Origin of the sequence: Streptomyces sp. NPDC001922, assembly GCF_042891165.1 — a bacterium.
Lineage (GTDB): Bacteria > Actinomycetota > Actinomycetes > Streptomycetales > Streptomycetaceae > Streptomyces.
The window spans coordinates 372,174-392,382 of record NZ_JBIASV010000009.1 but is presented as its reverse complement, the minus strand read 5'-3'; the positions used below and the strand labels follow the sequence as shown (position 1 = coordinate 392,382).

Below are 20,209 nucleotides of genomic sequence, written 5' to 3'. Positions count from 1 at the left end.
GAACACCGCCCCTTAACGGTAGGGATGCGGCGAACTACGCTGGGTTTACGAATGCCCCGCGTCCATGCCGGGGCGGCCGTCGGGGTGTCGAGGGGTGGCGCATGTCCAGGGAGCAACGCGGGCCGAACGAGAAGCTCGGCACCGTTCTCGCCCTCGCCGGGATCAGCAACGCGGGGCTGGCGAGACGGGTCAACGATCTTGGCGCACAACGGGGGTTGACCCTGCGGTACGACAAGACATCGGTCGCCCGGTGGGTGTCGAAGGGCATGGTGCCGCAGGGGGCCGCGCCCCATCTCATCGCCGCCGCCATCGGCAGCAAGCTCGGCCGGCCCGTGCCGCTGCACGAGATCGGGCTCGCGGACGCCGACCCGGCGCCGGAGGTCGGCCTGGCCTTCCCGCGCGATGTGGGCGCCGCCGTCCGGTCCGCGACGGAGCTCTACCGGCTCGACCTCGCCGGGCGCCGGACCGGGGGCGGCATCTGGCAGAGCCTGGCCGGGTCGTTCTCGGTGAGCGCGTACGCCACCCCGGCCTCCCGCTGGCTCATAACCCCGGCCGACAGCGCGGCGGCCCGCGACGCCAAGGAGGCCGAGGCGAGCGGCGCGGACGGAGCGGCCCTGCGGGTCGGCCACAGCGATGTGACGAAGCTGCGCGAGGCGGCCGAGGACGCCCGGCGCTGGGACTCCAAGTACGGCGGCGGGGACTGGCGTTCGTCCATGGTGCCCGAGTGCTTACGAGTCGACGCCGCGCCCCTGCTGCTCGGCTCCTACAGCGACGAGGTCGGCCGCTCGCTCTTCGGCGCGACCGCGGAACTCACCCGGCTCGCCGGGTGGATGGCCTTCGACACCGGGCAGCAGGAGGCCGCGCAGCGCTACTACATCCAGGCGCTGCGGCTCGCCCGGGCCGCCGCCGACGTGCCCCTCGGCGGCTATGTGCTCGCCTCGATGAGCCTGCAGGCCACGTACCGCGGCTTCGCCGACGAGGGCGTGGACCTCGCCCAGGCCGCCGTGGAACGCAACCGCGGGCTGGCGACCGCGCGCACCATGAGCTTCTTCCGGCTCGTGGAGGCCCGCGCCCACGCCAAGGCCGGGGACTCCGCTGCGGCGGGCGCGGCACTGCGGGCGGCCGAGGCCTGGCTGGAGCGGTCCCGGCAGGGCGACTGCGACCCGTCCTGGCTCGGCTTCTACTCGGAGGACCGGTTCGCCGCCGACGCCGCCGAGTGCTACCGCGATCTCAAGGCGCCGCGCCAGGTGCGGCGGTTCACCGAGCAGGCCCTGTCCCGGCCCACGGAGGAGTTCGTCCGCTCGCACGGGCTGCGGCTCGTCGTCTCCGCCGTGGCCGAACTGGAGTCCGGGAACCTCGACGCGGCCTGCGCCCAGGGCACCCGCGCGGTGGAGGTCGCCGGACGCATCTCGTCGGCCCGGACCACGGAGTACGTGCGGGATCTGCTGCACCGGCTGGAGCCGTACGGGGACGAGCCGCGCGTCGTGGAACTGCGGGAGCGGGCGAGGCCGCTGCTGCTGGCCCAGGCGTAGCGGCCGGGCGTCCGGCGCAAGGGCCGGGCCGGGCGCCGGGCCGGGCGCCGGGCCGGGCGCCGGGGCCGGGCCGGGCTCGTGGTGGTTCCGGGCGGCTGCGCCTGTGGACTCCCGGTGGGGGGTCGTCCTGGGACTCCCCCCGTTGTGCTGAGGGAGCTCCGTGCCGGTGGAGCGCTCCGTGCCGGTGGAGCGCTCCGTGCCGGTGGAGCGCTCCGTGCCGGTGGGGGAGCTCCGGTGGTGCCGGTGGGGGGTTTCGGGCCGTTGTCAGTGGGCCAAGGCATCATCGTGAGTGCGGCACCGTGCGGTCGGTGTCGCGGTGAGTGCAGCTCGATGTCGTGGAGGCGGCGTCGGCGCGGCCGTCGGGGGCCGTGCCGGGGCGGAGCGGGAGGTGGGGCGGTGGCACACGAGACCGATGTGCTGGTGATCGGTGCGGGGATCGTCGGTCTGTCCACCGCGTATGCGATCACGCGCGCCGCTCCCGGCACGCGGGTCACCGTCCTGGAGAAGGAGTCCGGCCCCTCCCGGCATCAGACCGGCCGCAACAGCGGTGTGATCCACAGCGGCATCTACTACCGCCCGGGCTCCCTCAAGGCACGGTTCGCGGCGGAGGGCGCCGCGGAGATGGTGAAGTTCTGCACCGAGCACCACATCCCGCACGAGGTGACGGGCAAGCTGATCGTCGCGACCGAGCGCTCCGAGCTGCCCCGGCTGCACGCGCTGGTCCAGCGCGGCCGGGAGAACGGCATTCCGGTGCACGAGCTCGGCCCCTCGCAGATCGCCGAGTACGAACCGCACGTCCGCGGTCTGGCCGCCATTCATGTGGGCACCACCGGCATCTGCGACTTCGGGGCGGTGTCGGAGCGGCTGGCCCGGCTCGCGCAGGACGCGGGGGCGCGGATCCGGTACGGCGCGGAGGTGCGGGTCATCGGCCGGCGGACCGGAGGGCGGGCGGATCGGCGGGCCCCGGAGATCGCGGTCCGCACCGCGGACGGCGAGGTCGTGCGGGCGCGGGCCCTGGTCAACTGTGCCGGGCTGCACTGCGACCGGGTGGCGCGGCTGGCGGGGGACGACCCGGGGATGCGGATCGTGCCGTTCCGCGGCGAGTACTACGAGCTGGTCCGGGACCGTCAGGACCTGGTGCGGGGCCTGGTCTACCCGGTCCCCGACCCGGCCTTCCCCTTCCTGGGCGTCCACCTGACCCGGGGCATCGAGGGGTCGGTCCACCTGGGGCCCAACGCGGTGCCCGCGCTCGCCCGCGAGGGCTACGACTGGCGGACCGTACGGCCCGCGGAGCTCGCCGCGACGCTGGCGTACCCCGGGTCGTGGCGGATCGCCCGGCGCCACTGGCGGTACGGCACGGGTGAGCTGCACCGTTCGCTGTCCAAGCGGGCGTTCACGGACGCGGTCCGGCGGCTGCTGCCCGAGGTGTCCGCCGAGGACCTGATACCGGCTCCGGCCGGGGTCCGGGCGCAGGCGGTGCTGCCGGACGGGACGCTGGTGGACGACTTCCTCTTCGCCGAGTCCCCCGGCATGGTGCATGTGCTGAACGCGCCCTCACCGGCGGCGACGGCGTCGTTGCCGATCGGGCGGGAGGTGGCGCGGCGGGCGGTGGCTGCGTTGGGGGCTGTGCGGGTTTAGGGGGTACGGGTTGGGGGTTCGGGGCCGGACGGCCACGGCGCGGGGCCGGGGTCAGCAGGGTCGTCTGGGCCACCTGGGTCGCCTGAGCCGCCTGAGTGGTGGTGTCGGCGGGGCACGGATGGTGCGGGGCCGGGTCGGTGCGGGTCAGTACGGGGCACGTCATAGGGGCCGGGGCCTCCGCGTGCGGGGCCCGGTGCGTCGTGGGTACGGGGCCGGGGCCTCCGGGGTGGGGGTTCCGGGAACGTATATTTACGGGCCCTGGGGGCCCACAAATACACGGAAGCTTCCCGGAACCCCCACCCCTGCGACCCCGTCCCCTCCCGCCGGTGGCCATCCCCTCCAGAGGTATCGGCTGCCGCGTCGGTGGCCTGCACCGCGGTCCCGGTCCCACCGTCGTTGGGCCCCCCGCCGACCTTGGCGCTTCCGCCGGTGGCCCCTCCTGCCGGTAACCACATCTGCGGCCCGGCCTCTGCCGTCGGTGCATCCCCGTCCCCAACGGGTCGGTGGGGCTTTCTGAGGTCCGTGTGCAGGTGGGAGGAGCGTCGGTGGGGCCGGTGCCCGGGGGGACGGGAGGGGGGTGGGGCGATCGTAGAATCGGAGGCACTGTGCTTGAGTCCGACAACACCCCCGTGTCCGCCGGTGGCGGCCCGCAGGGCGCCTCCGGTGGCCCCGCCGCGCCCGGAAGCCCCGACGAAGCCCCGGCCGGGGGCGGTGGAGCCGCCGTCGCCGGGCAGCGTCGCCTGCACTTCCCGGAGGGGCCCGCCGCGGACCCGGCCGGGTCGCACCACGAGCGGCGGATCCGGAGCTTCCGGCCCCGGCGCGGGCGGGTGACCACCGGGCAGGGCGAGGCGCTGCGGCGGCTGTGGTCGACCTGGGGGCTCGACATCGACGGCCGGGAGAAGCTGGACCTCGGTGCGCTCTTCGGGGATCCCGCCATGCCCGTCGTGCTGGAGATCGGCTTCGGGATGGGCGAGGCCACGGCACAGATGGCCACCGCCGACCCCGGCACCGGCATTCTCGCCGCGGATGTGCACACCCCCGGCCAGGGCAATCTGCTGAGCCTCGCCGAGCGGAACGGGCTGACCAACGTCCGCGTCGCCAACGGTGACGCGATCATCCTGCTCCGCGAGATGATCGAGCCCGCCGCGCTGGCCGGGCTGCGGGTGTACTTCCCCGACCCCTGGCCCAAGAAGCGCCACCAGAAGCGGCGGCTGATCCAGCCCGAGTTCATCGAGCTCGCCGTGACCAGGCTGAAGCCCGGCGCGCTGGTGCACTGCGCGACGGACTGGGAGCCGTACGCGGAGCAGATGCTCGAGGTGCTCTCGGCCAGCAGTGAGCTGGAGAACACACAGCCCGACGGCGGGTACGCCCCCCGCCCCGCATTCGAAGGCCCCAATGGCCGGCCGCTGACGAAATTCGAGGGTGCGGGCCTGAACAAGGGGCACGTCGTGCACGATCTGTTGTTCGTCCGCCGCTGAGCGTACTGGCCATAGTTCGTCGCGCCCGCTCCGCGGCGTGGTTAGGGTCGACAGGTGTATCCGTCCCCGCACCCGCCGCAGCAGCCGCCGGTCCCGGCCTGTGAACCGCATCCGCAGTTCGCCGCCGTGCCGGACCGGAAGCAGTGGCGCTACCGCCCGGGCCGAGGGCTGCGGCACAGCAAGGCCCTCCGCCTCGGCACGCTGATAACCCTGCTCGTGCTCTCGGGTCTCGTCATCCTCGCCCTGGTGCGGGAACAGACCGGGACCGAGGGCTTTCTCGTCGGTCTCGGTCTGGCCGTGCTGCCCGTCCCACTGCTGATCGGCGCCTTCCGCTGGCTCGACCGGGTGGAACCGGAACCCTGGCGGAACCTGGCGTTCGCGTTCGCCTGGGGCGCCTGTGCCGCGACCCTGGTGGCGATCCTCGCCAACGGCTTCGCGACCCAGTGGCTGGTGGCGCGGATGGTGAGTTCGTCCAGCGAGGCCGACACCTGGGGGGCCACGCTCATCGCGCCCGTGGTGGAGGAGAGCGCCAAGGGGGCCGCGCTGCTGCTGCTCTTCATCTTCCGCAGACGGGACTTCGACGGCATCGTCGACGGTGTGGTCATCGCCGGGGTCACGGCGACGGGCTTCGCGTTCACCGAGAACATCCTCTACCTGGGCAACGCCTTCGGTGAGGACCAGGCCGTGGGCTCGTCCGGCTTCCAGTCGGTCACGGCCGCGACGTTCTTCATCCGGATCGTGCTGTCGCCCTTCGCGCACCCGCTGTTCACCGCGCTGACCGGTATCGGCTTCGGCATCGCGTCGCTCGCCGCGCAGCGCCAGCGCGCCCGGCGCGTCCTGCTGCCGCTGGCCGGTCTGCTGACCGCGATCGTGCTGCACGCCGTCTGGAACGGCTCGGCCACCGTCGGCGGCTACGGCTTCATCGCCGTCTACGGGATGTTCATGGTGCCGGTCTTCGGGCTGCTGACCTGGCTGGTGATCTGGTCGCGCAGCAGCGAGCTCAAGACGGTCCGCAGCCATCTGCCGGCCTATGTGGCGGCGGGCTGGCTGGCGCCGGCCGAGCCGCACGCGCTGTCCTCCATGAAGGCGCGGTCCATCGCCCGTACCGTGGCGCGCCGTACCCACGGCGCGGCCGGGCGCCGCATGGTCGTCGAGTACCAGGTCTGTGCGACGGCCCTGGCGTTCCTGCGGCAGCGCGCCCACCGGGGAGCGGCGGGCACGGACTTCGTCGCCCGGGAACAGGAGCTGCTGCACCATCTGTGGCAGCGCAAGGACATGGCGCAGCCGGCGCTGGCCCACGCGGCCCGTATGACGGCACCGGCATGGGCCGGTCCGCAGCAGTGGACTCCGCCGCCGCCCGGGTACGGCTACGCGCCGCCGGGCGGACCCCAGCCGTCCGGCCATCCGTATCCGCCGCAGGGCCAGGGGTACGGACCGGCACCGGCTCAGGGGTACGGGCAGCCTCAGGGCCAGGGGCCGTACGGGCAGGCCGCCGGGCCGCACGGGCCGCACGGGCCCGGCACCCGCCCGTACGGCCCCTGAACCGGCCTCTCGGCCCCCGAGGACCCGGCATGCAGAGCCGTCCGGCCGGCCGAGAGCTCCCGGGCTGCGGGAGCCCACGCCCGGCCGTGCGGAACCGGGCTGCCGCCCCGGTCGCGGACCGGTCGGGCCCGCTCCGTCAGGCGGACGCCGTCGTCAGAGCCGCGAGTTCGTGCTCGTCCAGGCGGAGGTCCGCGACCGCCAGCAGGGTGCCGAGCTGCTGCACCGTGCGGGCGCTGGCCAGCGGCGCCACCACGGTGGGCTGGGCGGCGAGCCAGGCCAGGGCTACCGCGGCCGGCTCGGCTCCCCGCGCGGTCGCGATCCCGTCGAGCGCGGCCAGGACACGCTCGCCGCGCTCGGTGCCCTGGTACTCCGCCGCCCGGCCCGCGCGGGCGCTGTCCACCGTGGTGCCCGGCCGGTACTTGCCGGTGAGGAAGCCGGCGGCGAGCGCGAAGTAGGGAACCGCGCCCAGGCCGTGCCGGGCGGCGACCTCGGCGAGCGGCCCTTCGTAGGTGTGGCGGGAGACCAGGTTGTAGTGCGGCTGGAGGGCCACGTACCGCGCCAGGCCCTCGCGTTCGGAGAAGAGCAGCGCCTCCTCCAGCCGCTCCGGGGTGATGTTCGACGCGGCGATCTGCCGGACCTTGCCCTCCCGGACGAGCGCGTCCAGGGCGGTGAGGAACTCCTCGACGGGGAGGGCGGGGTCGTCGTAGTGCGTGTAGTAGAGGTCGATGCAGTCCGTGCGGAGGCGGCGCAGCGACTGCTCGGCCGCTTCCTTGACGGTCTTCGCGGAGAGCCCCTTGTAGTCGGGGTGCGCCCCCACCTTCGTCGCGATCACGACGTCCGCGCGATTGCCGCGGGCGGCCATCCAGTTGCCGAGGACCGTCTCTGACTCGCCGCCGGCATGGCCCGGCACCCAGGCCGAGTAGGCGTCGGCCGTGTCCACGAAGTTGCCGCCGGCCGCGGTGTACGCGTCGAGAACGGCGAAGGACTCCGCCTCGTCCGCGGTCCAGCCGAAGACATTGCCGCCGAGGCAGAGCGGGGAGACGGTCAGGTCGCCGAGGGACTTGCGCTGATCAGCCATATCAGGCGTGAACGGCGGGACGGTGGGGCCTATTCCGTCGCCAACCGCGGTACGGGGGAGGCTGTTGTCGTTCCGCGGGCGGCTGCGCCGGGGCGCCGCGGACAGGCCGACAGCCCTGGTGTCGGGGGGACGTCACCAGGGCTGTCGGAGGATGCGGCGGCGGGCGCCGGTGGCGGGAGCGGCCGTCAGATGGAGAGGCCGCGGTCCCGCAGCCAGGAGGCCGGGTCGATCGGGGAGCCGCCGTCGGGACGGACCTCGAGGTGGAGGTGGGGACCGGTGACGTTGCCGGTGGCGCCGACGCGGCCGATGGTCTCGCCCGTGGTCACCTTGCCGGAGGTCTTCGTCATCGAGGAGAGGTGGCAGTACCAGACCTCGGTGCCGTCGTCGAGGGTGAGCACGATCCGGTAGCCGTACGCCCCGGCCCAGCCGGCCTGGGTGATGGTGCCGCCGTGGACCGCCTTGGCGGGGGTGCCGGTGGGGGCCGCGAAGTCCTGGCCGGTGTGGTCGTTGGACCAGAGGTCGCCGGCCTGCCCGAAGCTGGAGGTGAGGGTGTAGGAGGAGACCGGGACGGTGAACTCCTTGGCGAGCTTCGCCACCCGCTCGGCCTCGGCCTTCTTGCGTGCCGCTTCCTCCGCGGCCTTCTTCTTCGCGGCGGCGGCCGCGGCCTGCTTCCGCTCGGCCTGCTCGGCCTGCTCGGCGGCCTTCTCCGCGGCGGCCTTCTCCGCGGCCGCGCGCTCGGCCTTCTCGGCGGCGGTCTGCTGCTGCTCGGCCTGGCGCATGATGCGGGCGCGCAGCGCCTCGCCCGCGCCGGTGCCGTCGGCGGCCTCCTCCTCGGTGAGCCCGGCGTCGCTCAGCGGGGAGGCGGAGGCGACGGCGACCGGGGCCTGGTCCGCGTCGTCCGCGACCAGGGAGCCGATGCCGGGCAGGGAGGCGGCGTCGGGAAGCTTCTCCGAGACGTGGGAGAGGTCCGGCATGGAGATGGAGACCGGCGGCTTCTCCTGCGCACTGGCCATGCCGCCCGCGCCGACGGCGGCGAAGACGCCCACGCCGAGAACGGCGCCACTGCGGGCCATGCCGCCACCGCGCTGCTTGACGACGCGGTGCCGGCCGCGTATCGGGGCGACGGATTCCTCGGTCGGGTTCCAGTCACCCGCTGCGGCCGGGGGTTCCTCACCGAATCCGGGATCGAAACTCTGGGGTGTGTACGGGGATTCGGGGGCAGGCCTGTTGGACGCCACGCGGGCGCACTCCTTTCCTTCCTTCTCGCCTACCGGGTTAGCTGACGGGTTCGGAGCAGGAAGGTCTCCTACGGACCCCTCTGGGAGAGACGCCCGATTCACCCCAAGGTGTTGGTTCCCCGGTTCCCTGGGTGCAGGTGGTGCTGGTGTGTCCGGTGGTGCAGGCCCTGCGGGGTGGTGCTGTGTGTGCGGGATTCGGCGATGGCGCACGGTGCCGTCTCTTGTGACGGCTGGGACGACCGCGCTGCGTTATCGAACGTTAATAGGGCCGGGGCTGGATTCCAAGCGGTTCTCGTTGATCGTTAACAGATTGAGGCGGGAGCAATCCGGACATGTGCCGCCCAACAGGGGCGAGTTGATCCACTCCGCGAAACACGTTCCGGCTGATCGTGCGTCACTTGTTATGCGAAGTGATGCATTCCGGTCACGGACCGTAGGGTGCCGGGGCGGCGGCCCGGCCCTCGCCCGCGCCGCGGGTCAGCCCCACGGTCCGCCGGCGCTCCGGCTGCCGCCGCCCCGGCCGGCTGACCGCCAGCAGCGCCATGTCGTCCGCCGGCTCACCCCCGGTGTGCCGGGCCACGTCCTCGACGAGCGCGTCGAGGAGGGCGTCGGGCCCGGAGAACAGCCGGCCGTCGAGCCGCTGCGCCGGGTCGTAGAAGACGCCCTTCTCGTCCCGGGCCTCGGTCACGCCGTCGGTGAACAGCAGCAGGGTCGACCCGCGCGGGAAGTCGAAGGTGTCGATCTGCTCCGGCCAGGCCCCCAGATCCCCCATCCCGAGCGGGAGCGAGGCCACCCGCGGCTCGACCCCGCACACCGAGCCGTCGGCGGAGAGCAGCAGCGGCGCCGGGTGGCCGCGGTTGAGGACGCGCAGCGTGCCCTCGGGCGGCACCCCGTCGGTGGCGGAGGGGCGCGCGGCGCCCACCTCCGCCAGCACCGCGGTGGTGAAGCCCTCGAACCGGTCCAGGTCCTCGCCGCGCGCCTCGCGGGCCAGCGCCCGTTCGAGCCGGGCGGCGACCTCCACCAGATCCGGTTCCTCCTCCGCCGCCTCCCGGAAGGCGCCGATGACCACGGCGACCGCCGCGACGGCCCCCAGCCCCTTCCCCCGGACGTCGCCCACGATCAGGCGGACCCCGTGCGGGGTCTGCTGCACCGCGTAGAGGTCGCCGCCGATCCGGGCGTCGGCCAGCGCCGCCTCGTACCGGGCGGCGACCTGGAAGCCGCCGATGCGCTCGTCGGGCGTCGGCAGGACGGCGAGCTGGACCGCCTCGGCGATGCTGCGGGCCGACGCCAGCTGCCGGTCCCCGCGCCGCACCACCCGGTTGATGAACAGTGCGAGCAGGGCGACGGTCAGCACGGTGACCAGCTCGGTCACCGACTCGATGGCGCCCGCGTCGCCGTTGTAGAGGTGCAGGGCGACGACCGCTCCCCCGGCGGCGACCCCCGCCGCGGCCGTGGCCCGCAGCGAGAAGAACGGAGCGGCCACCAGCGGCGCGGCCGAGAAGAAGGGGGAGCCGGTGAACCGGGCCGGGGTCGAGAGGTCGAAGGTCAGCCCGCCGATGATCAGCAGCGCGGGCATCCAGCGGGCGATCAGGGACCGGCCTGCGAGGCGGTCGTCGTCGCGCCCGCGCTGGGCCCGAGCCCTGCCGCGGAGCCCGCGGCCCGTGCGGCCAGATCCCCCGACTCGCATCCCCACCTCGTGTCTCCTACCGTCCATGCGCGGCGCGGGAGCGGTACGGCACCGCCCCCTCAGGCTCACCGGTGACCGGCCGGACGGCGAATCGGCGTACGCCAGGTGATGGGCACCGGGCCACCCACACCCCATCCGTTATATCCGGTATGCCTGAAGAGCCCATTATTCCGCCTTTGGGGTTAGCGTCGTAAGTATGAAGAGCGCAGTACGCCGCACGGCCTGCTGGCCGGTGCTGGCGCTGTTGGCCGCCGCTCTGGTGCTGGTGGCCGTGATGGCTCCCGGCGCGCGGGCCGCGGACGGACTGGACAGCGCCGCCGCGGCCCTGAAACAGGGCCCCGTCTACGTCGACCCCCGGGCCGCGTCCCAGCTGCCTCCCGCGGACGCCAATGCCCTGGCGGACAAGATCAAGAAGGCGGACAAGCCGGTCTTCGTCGCCGTGCTCCCCGCCACCTCCGAGTTCCCCTCGTCGACCCTGCTGCAGGACCTGCGGACCAAGACCGGCATCACCGGTGTCTACGCGGTCGCGCTGGGCGACCGGTTCGACGCCGGCGCCGACTCCTCTGTGATGTCGCGCAACACGGTCGACAACCTCACCGGCGCCGCGGCCCGCTCCGGCGACGGCAACGTCAAGGCCACGGTCACCGGCTTCGTCGACCAGGCCATCGAGCAGGCGAACGGCCACGCCCCCGACTCGTGGAGCGGCGGCTCGAACACCGACACGGGCACCTCGACCGGCTACAACAAGGTCGGCGGCGCGGGCCTGGCGGTCACGTTCGGCATCCTCCTCGCGGTCGCCGGCACCACCGTGTTCCTGGTGTCCCGCCGCGGGAAGAAGCGCCGGGCCGAGCGGGAGCGGGTGCAGCTGGCCACGCTCCGTCCGGTGGTCGACGAGGACATCACCGCGTTCGGCGAGGAGCTCGAACGGATCGACTTCGACCCGTCCGCCCCGGCGACGGACGACGCGATGCGCGAGGACTACGCCCGCGCGCTGGACTGCTACGACCGGGCGAAGCGCGCGATGGACGGCGCCCGGCGGCCGGACGACGTCCGGGGCGTGACCCAGGCGCTGGACGACGGGCGGTTCGCGCTGACCACGCTGGAGGCCCGACGGGACGGGCAGCCGCTCCCGGACCGCCGTCCCCCGTGCTTCTTCGATCCGCGCCACGGCCCCTCGGTCCAGGACGTGCAGTGGGCGCCCGAGGGCGCGGGCGAGCGGAGCGTGCCGGTGTGCGCCGCGGACGCCGCCCGCATCGCGGACGGCGAGGAGCCGATGGGCCGCACCGTGGACACCCCCTCCGGCCGGCGGCCGTACTGGGAGGCCGGGCCGCTCTACAGCCCGTGGGCCTACGGCTACTTCGGCGGCGGCATCCTCCCCGGGCTGCTGGTGGGCACGCTGCTGGGCAGCATGCTCAATGCGCCGTACGCGTACGGGGCGGACGGCCTCGGGGACGGCTGGAGCGGCGGCGACTACTCCGGAGGCGACTTCAACTCGGGCGACTTCGGCGGCGGGGACGGCGGAGGCTTCGGCGGCTTCGGGGGCGGCGATTTCGGTGGCGGAGGGTTCTGAGGGCGTCGTGCGAGGTCCGGTGCCGCCGAGGCTGAACGGCGGGACGGGCTGAGCGCGTCCCGCGTCCGCGACCTGACCGGCTCCTCAGCGGCTCATTCCGTCGGAAGCGGCGCGCCGCAGGCCTCGCAGCGCACCGCACCGGCCCGCTCGTTCATCCGCCCGCACTCGGTGCAGACCCGGTGCAGCAGACAGGCGGCTTCCCCGCCCTCGTCCGAGGCGGCCGGCTGCGGCCGCTCCGGCTGCTCCGGCCCGGGCCCGATCCCCGCCCGCGCCTCGTCGTCCATGGCTGCCATGGAGCCATGAAACGGCACCCGGGCGGGGGGCGGCAACGGCCGCGGGCGCCCCGGTGGGCGCGGTGGAAGCCGGGCCGGGCGGGGGCGTCCGGGGTCCGGGCCGGGCAACGGGCGAACGGAGGCCGGGCAGGGTCCGGGCCGGGCCTGTGCGTACAGCGGGACACCGGGCAGGGACAAGCCTGCGGAAGCCATCCGCCGACCGCCCGGCGCCCGGCGCCGCCGACCGCGCGGGCCGGTCGGCCCACCGGGGCGCCGCCGTACGCGCCTCTCGGCCGGCCCACCGGGGCGCCGCCGGTCAGCCGCCCACCGGAACCGCCGACGCCAGCCGGACGGGAAGGCTCCGGTGGCCGTTGGAGATGAACGACTCCACCGGCTCCAGGTCATCCGCCGGGACGGCCAGCGCCAGATCCGGGAAGCGGGAGAAGAGGGCGGGCAGCGCGATCTCCGCCTCCAGGCGGGCCAGCGGCGCCCCCAGGCAGTGGTGTGCGCCGTACCCGAAGGCGAGGTGCTCCTTGTCCGCCCGGGTGACGTCGAAGCGGTCGGCGTCCGCGCCGTGCGAGGCGGGGTTGCGCCCCGCCGCGGCGTAGGCGGCGAGGATCGCGTCCCCCTTGCGGACGGTCACCCCGCCGGCGTCGATGTCCTCGACGGCGTACCGCAGCGGCAGGCTCGCCACCGGGGCCTCGGCGCGCATCGTCTCCTCGATCACATCACTCCAGCTCGCGCCGCCCGCGCGGACCAGGGCGAGCTGGTCGGGACGGGTGAGCAGCGCGTGGATCGCGTTGTCGAGCAGGTTGACGGTGGTCTCGTGACCGGCGCTGATCATCAGCAGCAGGGTGTCGACGAGCTCGGCCTCGGTCAGCCGCGAGCCGTCCTCCTCCCGCGCCGCGATCAGCACGCTGGTCAGGTCGTCGCCCGGCTCCTTCCGCTTGACCGCCACGAGCCCGGCGAGGACGGTGCGCACGCTCTGGAAGGTCGCCGCCGCCTCCTCCGCCGTCGCCGCGGTGTTGAAGATGCTGTCCACCAGGCGCCGGAGCTCCGTACGCATCACCGGATCGGAGACGCCGAAGAGCTCGGAGATCACCTGGATCGGTATCGGATAGCAGTACGCCTCGCGCAGGTCGACGGTGTCTCCCGGGCGGGTGGCGGCGAGGCCGTCGAGCAGCTCGGCGGTCATCGCCTCGATCCTGGGGCGCAGGGCGGCGGTGCGGCGCGCGGTGAAGGCGGCGGAGACCAGCTTCCGGAGCCGCCGGTGTTCGGCCCCGTAGGCGGTGAACATGTTCGTCACCGCGACCCAGGTGAACAGCGGCCACTCGGGGGTGATCTCCCCGTTGATCCACAGCGGCCAGTGGCGGCGCGGATCCTTCGAGACCCGCGGGTCGGTCAGCAGCTCCTTGAGGACGCTGTGCTCGCTCACCGCCCATGCCCGGATCCCGCCGGGGAGCTCCACCGGGGCCACCGGCCCCTGTTCCCGGATCCTGGCCGCCTCGCCGTGGATGTCACGGCCGGAGGGATCGATGACGACGGGGCACGACTGGTGCTGCATCCGGTCTCCAGGGGGTGTCTCCGGCCTGCTCCCCGAGCCCGGGTCCCGTACGGAGGCGGGACGGCACGGAGCGGTACGGGCTGAGGAGGCGGGCTCGGGCAGGGGCGGTACGAACGGGGGCGGGCACCGTGGGCGCGAACCCAGGGGATCCCCAACTGCCTTACCCAGAACACCAGTTCTCTATCCGGAGCTTGATCCGCCGGAACCACTCGCCGGAAGTATCCGGCCGACCCGCGCCCTCGGATCCGGCCCCGTCGGGTGTGTCCCGCCGGACGGTCCCATCGGCCTGCCCCTGGGGGGCGAAAATCCGTCGGAAGGCTCTCGCACGCGGCGCCATGTGTTCCCCGGCGCCGACGGGGCTTTGCCTCCACCTACCCCGATACGGCCTCGTCGCTCGCTGTTGCCGCAACCGAGGGCCGCTCGCAACGCACCCGGCCCTCGGCCGCGCCCGGGGGCCCGACGACCCGAGAACCACGATGAGACATCCGAACCGGTGACAACTGAGGGGTGGCCACGTCGCCGCCCAGAACACCCGCCCGTGATGCCCGGACGGCGGCGTCCACACGATTACTTGCTCCCAGCTTCACGCAAATGGCGCTGACGTGCTCCTTCACCGTGTGAGGGCTCAGCATCATCTGCGCTGCGATACCGCGATTGGTCATTCCGCGTGCGAGCAAGCGCAGAACATCGCACTCCCGAGCCGTCAGCCCATGGGGCAACGGTTCGCCCGTCGGCTCTTTCGCCACGCCCGCGCCCGCATCCCGCCCAAGGCTCTGCGCTGCCCCGTGGCATAACGCCACGGCCCCTTCGGCCACGGTCCGCACCGCCTGAACCACCTGCCCAGCAGGAACGTTCCTTCCCAGGAAACCGCGCGCACCGACGCGCAGAGCTGCACATATGCCGCTGCGAGAGACGCGATTACTGAGGACGACCACCGACGTCCGAGGAAGCGCCCGGCAAACGGTGTCCAGTTGGAGCAGGGCTGCCCGGTCCTGCAGTTCACCGGCTAGCAGCATCACGTCCGCTGACGCGCGTCGGCCAACGACGTGTGCTCGGTCCACGGTGCTCACGGCAACAACATCGATGTCGGACTCGGCGTCGAGAGCACTGCGCAACCAGGAACAGGAATTTTGCGACTCACCACAGATCACTGTGCGTATCAACATGCCCCCCGATCAGTTATCCGGAGAGCATAGTTGAACCCAAATACCCAGATGGGTGGCCAAATCGCCACACATCAGCCAATTCGACCGACACTTGGGGGGGTTGGCGCCAGTCCACCGACTCGGCAGGATCAGTTGCTGTCAGGGGGAGCGGGCTGCGCCGCAGAGGCCTATACCGAGGCCCGTCAACCACAACTCAACACGGGGAGTGCATAAGTGAAGAAGGCTCTGCCGACCACAGGACTGGTCGGAATGCTGGTGGTGGACCAAGCACATTCACACAGAATGATGCACAACGCATGAGTACGGACTCCCCGCCCGCAGTGGCCGCGAGTGGCCTGGCATTCAGTTACCGGTCCGGTGGCGGACTGAAGTCGGCCGATGTCAGCCTTCAGCCGGGAACCATGGCGGCGGTGCAGGGCCCCTCCGGTGCCGGCAAGAGCACTCTGCTCGCCCTGTTAGGTCTCATCCTGTCCCCCACGGCAGGCACCCTGCACATCAAGGGAGTCGATACCAGGAGTCTGGGCGCAGCTGACCGGGACCAGCTGCGCAAGCGCTCCATCGGAATCGTGCTCCAGGATTTGGGGCTGCTTCCGTTCCTCAACGCCTGGGAGAATGTTGCAGCAGCCTACGGTCCTCGTCTCACCCAGCACCGGTCTGCGGCACACACCATTCTCGATGCCCTTGGACTGGAGCAGCTGGCCAACACTCCGGTTACTGAACTCTCGGGTGGCCAACGCCAGCGGATTGCCGTAGCCCGGGCAGCAGTGAAGCAGCCGGCACTCATCCTGGCCGACGAACCCACCTCCGGTCTCGACCCCAAGACGGCCGCTGCAGTGATGGAGGCTCTGCGTACCAGCAGCGGTCAAGGAGCTGCCGTGCTGCTGGTGACGCACGACGTCGCAGTAGCGGAAGGGTGCGACCAACGCTATGCACTCGACGACGGCGTGCTCACGACGTTCCAAGGGCCAGCAGCGGGCCCAGCACAACGAAGGATGACCCGTTCGGACGCAAAGGAGAACCAGTGATGAGCCGTTGGAGCCTCTACACCTGGAGGCGCGACGGGCGCTCCCTGCGCAGGGCGCTGCCCACGCTGACTCTCCTGGCCACTCTGCTGACGGCCACCGCCGGAGTCGCCGCAGGCGCCACCGAGACCATCGAAAGGGACATCTTGAGATCCGGAGGGCTCACCCAGATCGAACTGTCCTCCTTTGAGGGCGAATCCTCGGTTCGTCCGCTCACGACCTCAGCCCTCAAAGATGCAACCAAGGTTTCCGGCGTCAGCGAAGTGGTTGCTGACTACTCGTCCACGCTGTACGCGGAGGAGGAAGGAACCTACGACCTCTCCAGCCACACGCTCTCTCCCGGAACAGATCTGCCAGTGGTCGAGGGCAAGATTCCATCTCAGCTCGGCAGGAACCAGGTTGTGCTCCCGGCTCACGCTCAGGGTACCGATTTCACCAGCTCCCTCGGCCAGTCCGTCACGTTCGGATACACAAAAGCCACCGGAGCCGACTCCGGTTCCACGGCTCTCATGAAGCTGGAGATCGTCGCCCTGTACGACCCCAGCTGGCAGGTCGACGGACCAGGCGTCGCCTACGTGTCCGAGGAGACTGCCGCACGATTGGCAGCAGCGCGTGCCGGCCAGCAGCTGGAGCTCTTCCGCGCCAAGGACGGCGCACAATCGGCGACTGTCGTGGTCAGCCATCAGAAGCAGGTTCCCGGGGCCACCAAAGCCTTGCAGGCGGCCGGTTTCTCTGCTTCGCCGGTATCCGACCGTGTCCGGCAGCTACCGGGACTGTTCGGTGCCGCCGACATGGCCATGCGTACGGGTGTCGTAGTCCTGGCCCTCGCCGCGATCGGACTGGGTGCTGTACGGGCCGGCGACAGCGCCCGGTCGCGCCTCAGCCAGTTCGCAGTCCTTCGGATCCTCGGATCGGGCCGCCCCGAGCTCCGTCGCATCCTCCTGGGCGAAGCCGTACTGACCGGCACCGTGGCAGGCCTCGTCGGTGTCCTCGTCGGCACTGGGCTCTCAGCAGCAACAGCGGCCCCGCTGAGTGACGTGCTCGGTTTGCCCATCTCGGTCACCGACGCCCTGCCGGGACCGGCTTGGGCGGCCGCCGCACTGCTGCTGCCTGTGCTGGGCCTGGCTGTCGGCACTCTGCTGGGCAGTCGCGAAGCCTTGCGTCGGGATCCCTACCTCACTGCCCGCGCTCACAGTTAGAAGCCCGTCCGTGAAGAGGATCCCGCCCGCGTGGGCGGGATCCCCTTCACGCAGCATCGAGCACCGCACGGGCTCACCGCCCGCCTGCACGGTCGGCCTCAGATCTCCATGGCATGACCACACGCGCGGTGGAGCCCCGAACGCTCAAGGGAAGGCTGCACCACTCAGTGGCCACACCGGCATCAGTCGTGCAGATCCAAGCTGCTTCGGGAGGAAAGAAGCCCCATGAGGGCCGCCACGGCGCGGGACGCCCGTGCCCTGAGACCACCGCCACAGCGACGGGTTCTGGAGCATCCGCTCGCGCCCACGGGCTCGAAGGACGAAGCGCCTCGACCGGCCGAAGCCAGTCGAGGCGCAACGCAGCAGGTACGAGGGGCTTCCTCGCGCTGCCACCGGTAGGCCGTGTGGGACTCGAACCCACAACCAATGGATTAAAAGTCCACTGCTCTGCCAATTGAGCTAACGGCCCGCGATCGTGCTCCCCCGAGCATAGCTGCACCGAACGGCGCAGCCGATCGGGTATCCGCTCCGCTCCTCCGTCCGGCGGCCCGGTGCCCGTCGCGGGCGGCGGAACCGGCGCCGGAGCGGCATCGGTACGGACGGCTGTCGCGGCTCACCCGCGCGCACCCGACCCGCCGGGGAGCCCCTGAGTACCGGTTCGCGAAGGCCAGGCGTTCGTGAGCCGGCCCTTCACGATCCGGGGGCGGGCCTGCACCGAGCCGCCCACCATGCGAGGCGGGACGGGCGGGCGGACGAGAAAGGCCGTCCCGGACGCCTGGCGGAGCATCCGGAACGGCCTCGATCAAAGCCCTGTGTCAGCCGTTGCGCTTCCAGCGGGGCTTGTCGTCGCGGCGCCCGAAGGAACCGGTCCCCGTGCCGGTGCTGCGACGGCCGTGCGGGCGGTCACCGGAGCGGTGGCCGCCGGCGGACGGGCGGTCGTCGCGGCGGTCACGGTTGAACGGACGGTCGCCACCACCGGAACGGTAGCCGCCGGAAGGCCGGTCGTCACGGCGGAAGCCGCCCGAGGGGCGGTCGTCGCGACGGTCACGGTTGAACGGACGGTCACCACCACCGGAACGGTAGCCGCCGGACCGGTCGTCACGACGCTCGAAGGAACGGCCACCCGACCGGTCGTCACGGCGGTCGTCGCGGCGGAAGCCGCCCGAGGGACGGTCGTCACGGCGGTCACGGTTGAACGGACGGTCACCACCCGAACGGTAGCCACCCGACCGGTCGTCACGGCGGTCGTCACGGCGGTCGTCACGGCGGAAACCACCGGAGGGACGCTCGTCCCGACGGAAGCCGCCCGAGGAACGGTCGTCGCGACGGTCACGGTTGAACGGACGGTCACCACCCGAACGGTAGCCACCCGACCGGTCGTCACGACGGTCGTCACGGCGGAAACCACCGGAGGGACGCTCGTCACGGCGGTCCCGGCGCTCGAAGTTGCCCCGCTCGTCCCGGCGGTCGTCACGGCGCTCGGCGGAGGGGGCCGGCTCGGCCGGGCGCTCGGCCTGGGCCGGCACGAACGCGGTCTCCATGGCGTCCTGCGCCTGCTCCTCCGCGGCGGCCTCGGCCGCGGCGGCGACCGCGGCCTGCGGGTCCTCGCCGCGCTCCCGCGCCGCCCGCGCCAGCAGCCGGTCGGCCTCCTCGCGCAGCTCCGCGGCGCGCCGCTGGACCTTCTCCAGCTCGCGGGTCAGCTCCTGCACGTCGCGCTCGGCCTGCTTGGCGGAGTTCGAGGCCGACTCGGCCTGCACCTCGGTGAGCGAACGCGCCCCGGTGATCCGGGCCACGTCCTCGTCGAAGGCGCCCGAACCGCCGACGATGTGGCGCGAGGCGTCGACGCCCGCGTCCTCCATCAGCCGGAAGATCTGCTTGCGCTGGTGCGGCAGGGCCAGGGAGACCACGGTGCCGGACTGGCCGGCACGGGCCGTACGGCCGGAGCGGTGCAGGTAGTCCTTGTGGTCGCCGGCCGGGTCGACGTTCAGCACCAGGTCGATGCCGTCGACGTGGATACCGCGCGCGGCGACGTCGGTGGCGACGAGCACGTTGACGTACCCGTCCTTGAAGTCGGCCAGCGTCCGGGTCCGCGCGCCCTGGGTCATGCCGCCGTGCAGGGCGTCGGCCCGCACACCGGAGTCGATGAGCTGCTCCGCGACGCGGTCGGCGCCCATCTGGGTGCGGACGAAGATGATGGTCCGGCCCTTGCGGGCGGCGATGGCGGCGGTGACCGGGGCCTTGTCCTTCGGCTTCACGACCAGCACGTGGTGGGTCATCGTCGACACGGCGCCGGCCGACGGGTCGACCTCGTGGGTGACCGGGTCGGACAGGTAGCGCTTGACCAGGGTGTCGATCTCGTTCTCCAGCGTCGCGGAGAACAGCATCCGCTGGCCGCCGGTCGGCACCAGGTCGAGCAGCTCGGTGACCTCGGGCAGGAAGCCCAGGTCGGCCATCTGGTCGGCCTCGTCGAGGACGGCGATCTGGACCTTGTCGAGCGAGGCGGCGCCCCGGTTGATCAGGTCGCGCAGCCGGCCCGGGGTGGCGACGAGGATGTCGACCCCGCGCTCCAGGGCGTAGATCTGATTGCCCATCGAGGTGCCGCCGCAGACGACCTTGATCTTGAGCCCGAGCACGTCGCCGTACGGCTGGAGCGCGTCGGCGACCTGCATCGCGAGCTCACGGGTCGGGGTGAGGATGACGCCGCGGGGGCGCTTCTTCTCGGTGGTGCCGCCGGCGAGCTGCGTCAGCAGCGGGAGGCCGAAGGAGAGGGTCTTGCCGGAGCCGGTGCGGCCGCGGCCGAGGATGTCCTGACCGGCCAGGGCGTCCGGGATGGTCGCGGCCTGGATCGGGAAGGGCGTGGTGACGCCGTTCTGGGCGAGCTTGCGGACGACCTGCTCGGGCAGACCGAGGTCCCCGAACGTGACCGTGGGAGCCTCGGCGGCCTGCTCGGCCGCTTCCTGCTCCGGCGCCTCGACGATCTCGTCGTCTGCGGGCATGACGGCCTGGTCAGTAGCAGAAATGGACATGCGAAATGCAAAACCTTCCGAAGTCTCGGCACGTGCCCAGACTCCGTGAATCGCATACGACCGCCTCGATGCGGTCAGCCACGGCCAGGAACAGGAACGCGCCACGGGGCGCTCTTGGGCCTCTCGGCGAGAGGTCATCGTGGCGCCAGGCAAATGGGATCAAACGATCTGCCACCATACGCACCGGGTGACCCCCA

14 protein-coding genes, 1 tRNA gene and 1 riboswitch are annotated in these 20,209 nt (G+C 72.4%); of the genes, 7 read left to right on the top strand and 8 right to left on the bottom strand.

What is annotated here, in order from left to right:
• The first annotated feature begins 101 nt into the window (after positions 1-101).
• From ACFYYR_RS19365 to ACFYYR_RS19350, 4 genes are all read left to right on the top strand, one after another.
• Positions 102-1,532: an MFS transporter gene (locus ACFYYR_RS19365; RefSeq protein ID WP_388854426.1), complete on the top strand. Its 1,431-nt coding sequence runs from the start codon at positions 102-104 to the stop codon at positions 1,530-1,532.
• A gap of 396 nt (positions 1,533-1,928) precedes the next feature.
• Complete coding sequence (gene lhgO, locus ACFYYR_RS19360) at positions 1,929-3,170, top strand: L-2-hydroxyglutarate oxidase (RefSeq protein ID WP_388854423.1); 1,242 nt, start codon at positions 1,929-1,931, stop codon at positions 3,168-3,170.
• A gap of 629 nt (positions 3,171-3,799) precedes the next feature.
• Positions 3,800-4,648 (top strand): tRNA (guanosine(46)-N7)-methyltransferase TrmB, encoded by an 849-nt coding sequence (trmB, locus tag ACFYYR_RS19355; protein ID WP_388854528.1) that lies wholly within the window; start codon positions 3,800-3,802, stop codon positions 4,646-4,648.
• A gap of 54 nt (positions 4,649-4,702) precedes the next feature.
• Positions 4,703-6,190, top strand: coding sequence for a PrsW family intramembrane metalloprotease (locus ACFYYR_RS19350; protein ID WP_388854421.1), 1,488 nt, complete (start codon positions 4,703-4,705; stop codon positions 6,188-6,190).
• A 136-nt stretch (positions 6,191-6,326) separates the two neighbouring features.
• On the opposite strand, the gene ACFYYR_RS19345 is transcribed toward ACFYYR_RS19350, so the two are convergent.
• The 3 genes from ACFYYR_RS19345 to ACFYYR_RS19335 form a co-directional block, all read right to left on the bottom strand.
• Positions 6,327-7,268, bottom strand: a complete 942-nt coding sequence (locus ACFYYR_RS19345; RefSeq protein WP_388854418.1) for an aldo/keto reductase — start codon at positions 7,266-7,268, stop codon at positions 6,327-6,329.
• Positions 7,269-7,453: 185 nt separating this feature from the next.
• Positions 7,454-8,506: a M23 family metallopeptidase gene (locus ACFYYR_RS19340; RefSeq protein ID WP_388854415.1), complete on the bottom strand. Its 1,053-nt coding sequence runs from the start codon at positions 8,504-8,506 to the stop codon at positions 7,454-7,456.
• Positions 8,507-8,517: 11 nt separating this feature from the next.
• Positions 8,518-8,659, bottom strand: a riboswitch (cyclic di-AMP (ydaO/yuaA leader).
• Between the two features lie 271 nt (positions 8,660-8,930).
• Entirely contained in the window at positions 8,931-10,193 is a 1,263-nt protein-coding gene (locus ACFYYR_RS19335) for a PP2C family protein-serine/threonine phosphatase (RefSeq protein ID WP_388854525.1), read from the bottom strand.
• A 196-nt stretch (positions 10,194-10,389) separates the two neighbouring features.
• On the opposite strand from ACFYYR_RS19335, the gene ACFYYR_RS19330 reads away from it, so the two are divergent.
• A complete protein-coding gene (locus ACFYYR_RS19330; RefSeq protein WP_388854412.1) occupies positions 10,390-11,763 on the top strand; it encodes a hypothetical protein in 1,374 nt (457 codons plus the stop codon).
• Positions 11,764-11,855: 92 nt separating this feature from the next.
• Here ACFYYR_RS19330 and ACFYYR_RS19325 read toward each other — a convergent pair whose 3' ends face one another.
• From ACFYYR_RS19325 to ACFYYR_RS19315, 3 genes are all read right to left on the bottom strand, one after another.
• The gene (locus tag ACFYYR_RS19325; protein WP_388854409.1) at positions 11,856-12,056 is read right to left on the bottom strand and encodes a hypothetical protein; all 201 of its coding nucleotides are present in this window, start codon (positions 12,054-12,056) and stop codon (positions 11,856-11,858) included.
• A 295-nt stretch (positions 12,057-12,351) separates the two neighbouring features.
• On the bottom strand, positions 12,352-13,599 hold the full coding sequence (locus tag ACFYYR_RS19320) for a cytochrome P450 (RefSeq protein ID WP_388854406.1): 1,248 nt from the start codon (positions 13,597-13,599) through the stop codon (positions 12,352-12,354).
• 371 nt (positions 13,600-13,970) lie between these two features.
• Positions 13,971-14,615, bottom strand: a complete 645-nt coding sequence (locus tag ACFYYR_RS19315; RefSeq protein ID WP_388854522.1) for a DNA-binding response regulator — start codon at positions 14,613-14,615, stop codon at positions 13,971-13,973.
• A gap of 446 nt (positions 14,616-15,061) precedes the next feature.
• Here ACFYYR_RS19315 and ACFYYR_RS19310 point away from each other — a divergent pair, with 446 nt between their 5' ends.
• Complete coding sequence (locus ACFYYR_RS19310; protein WP_388854403.1) at positions 15,062-15,790, top strand: ABC transporter ATP-binding protein; 729 nt, start codon at positions 15,062-15,064, stop codon at positions 15,788-15,790.
• Complete coding sequence (locus tag ACFYYR_RS19305) at positions 15,790-16,986, top strand: ABC transporter permease (protein WP_388854400.1); 1,197 nt, start codon at positions 15,790-15,792, stop codon at positions 16,984-16,986. Before ACFYYR_RS19310 ends, ACFYYR_RS19305 begins: the two co-directional genes overlap by 1 nt.
• A gap of 396 nt (positions 16,987-17,382) precedes the next feature.
• Here the strand turns inward: ACFYYR_RS19305 and ACFYYR_RS19300 are convergent.
• Together ACFYYR_RS19300 and ACFYYR_RS19295 are read right to left on the bottom strand one after the other, a co-directional pair.
• Positions 17,383-17,455, bottom strand: a tRNA-Lys gene (locus ACFYYR_RS19300).
• A gap of 346 nt (positions 17,456-17,801) precedes the next feature.
• Positions 17,802-20,012 carry a DEAD/DEAH box helicase gene (locus ACFYYR_RS19295; RefSeq protein WP_388854397.1) on the bottom strand — a complete coding sequence of 737 codons (2,211 nt, stop codon included), beginning with the start codon at positions 20,010-20,012 and terminating at the stop codon, positions 17,802-17,804.
• Positions 20,013-20,209: the final 197 nt, after the last annotated feature.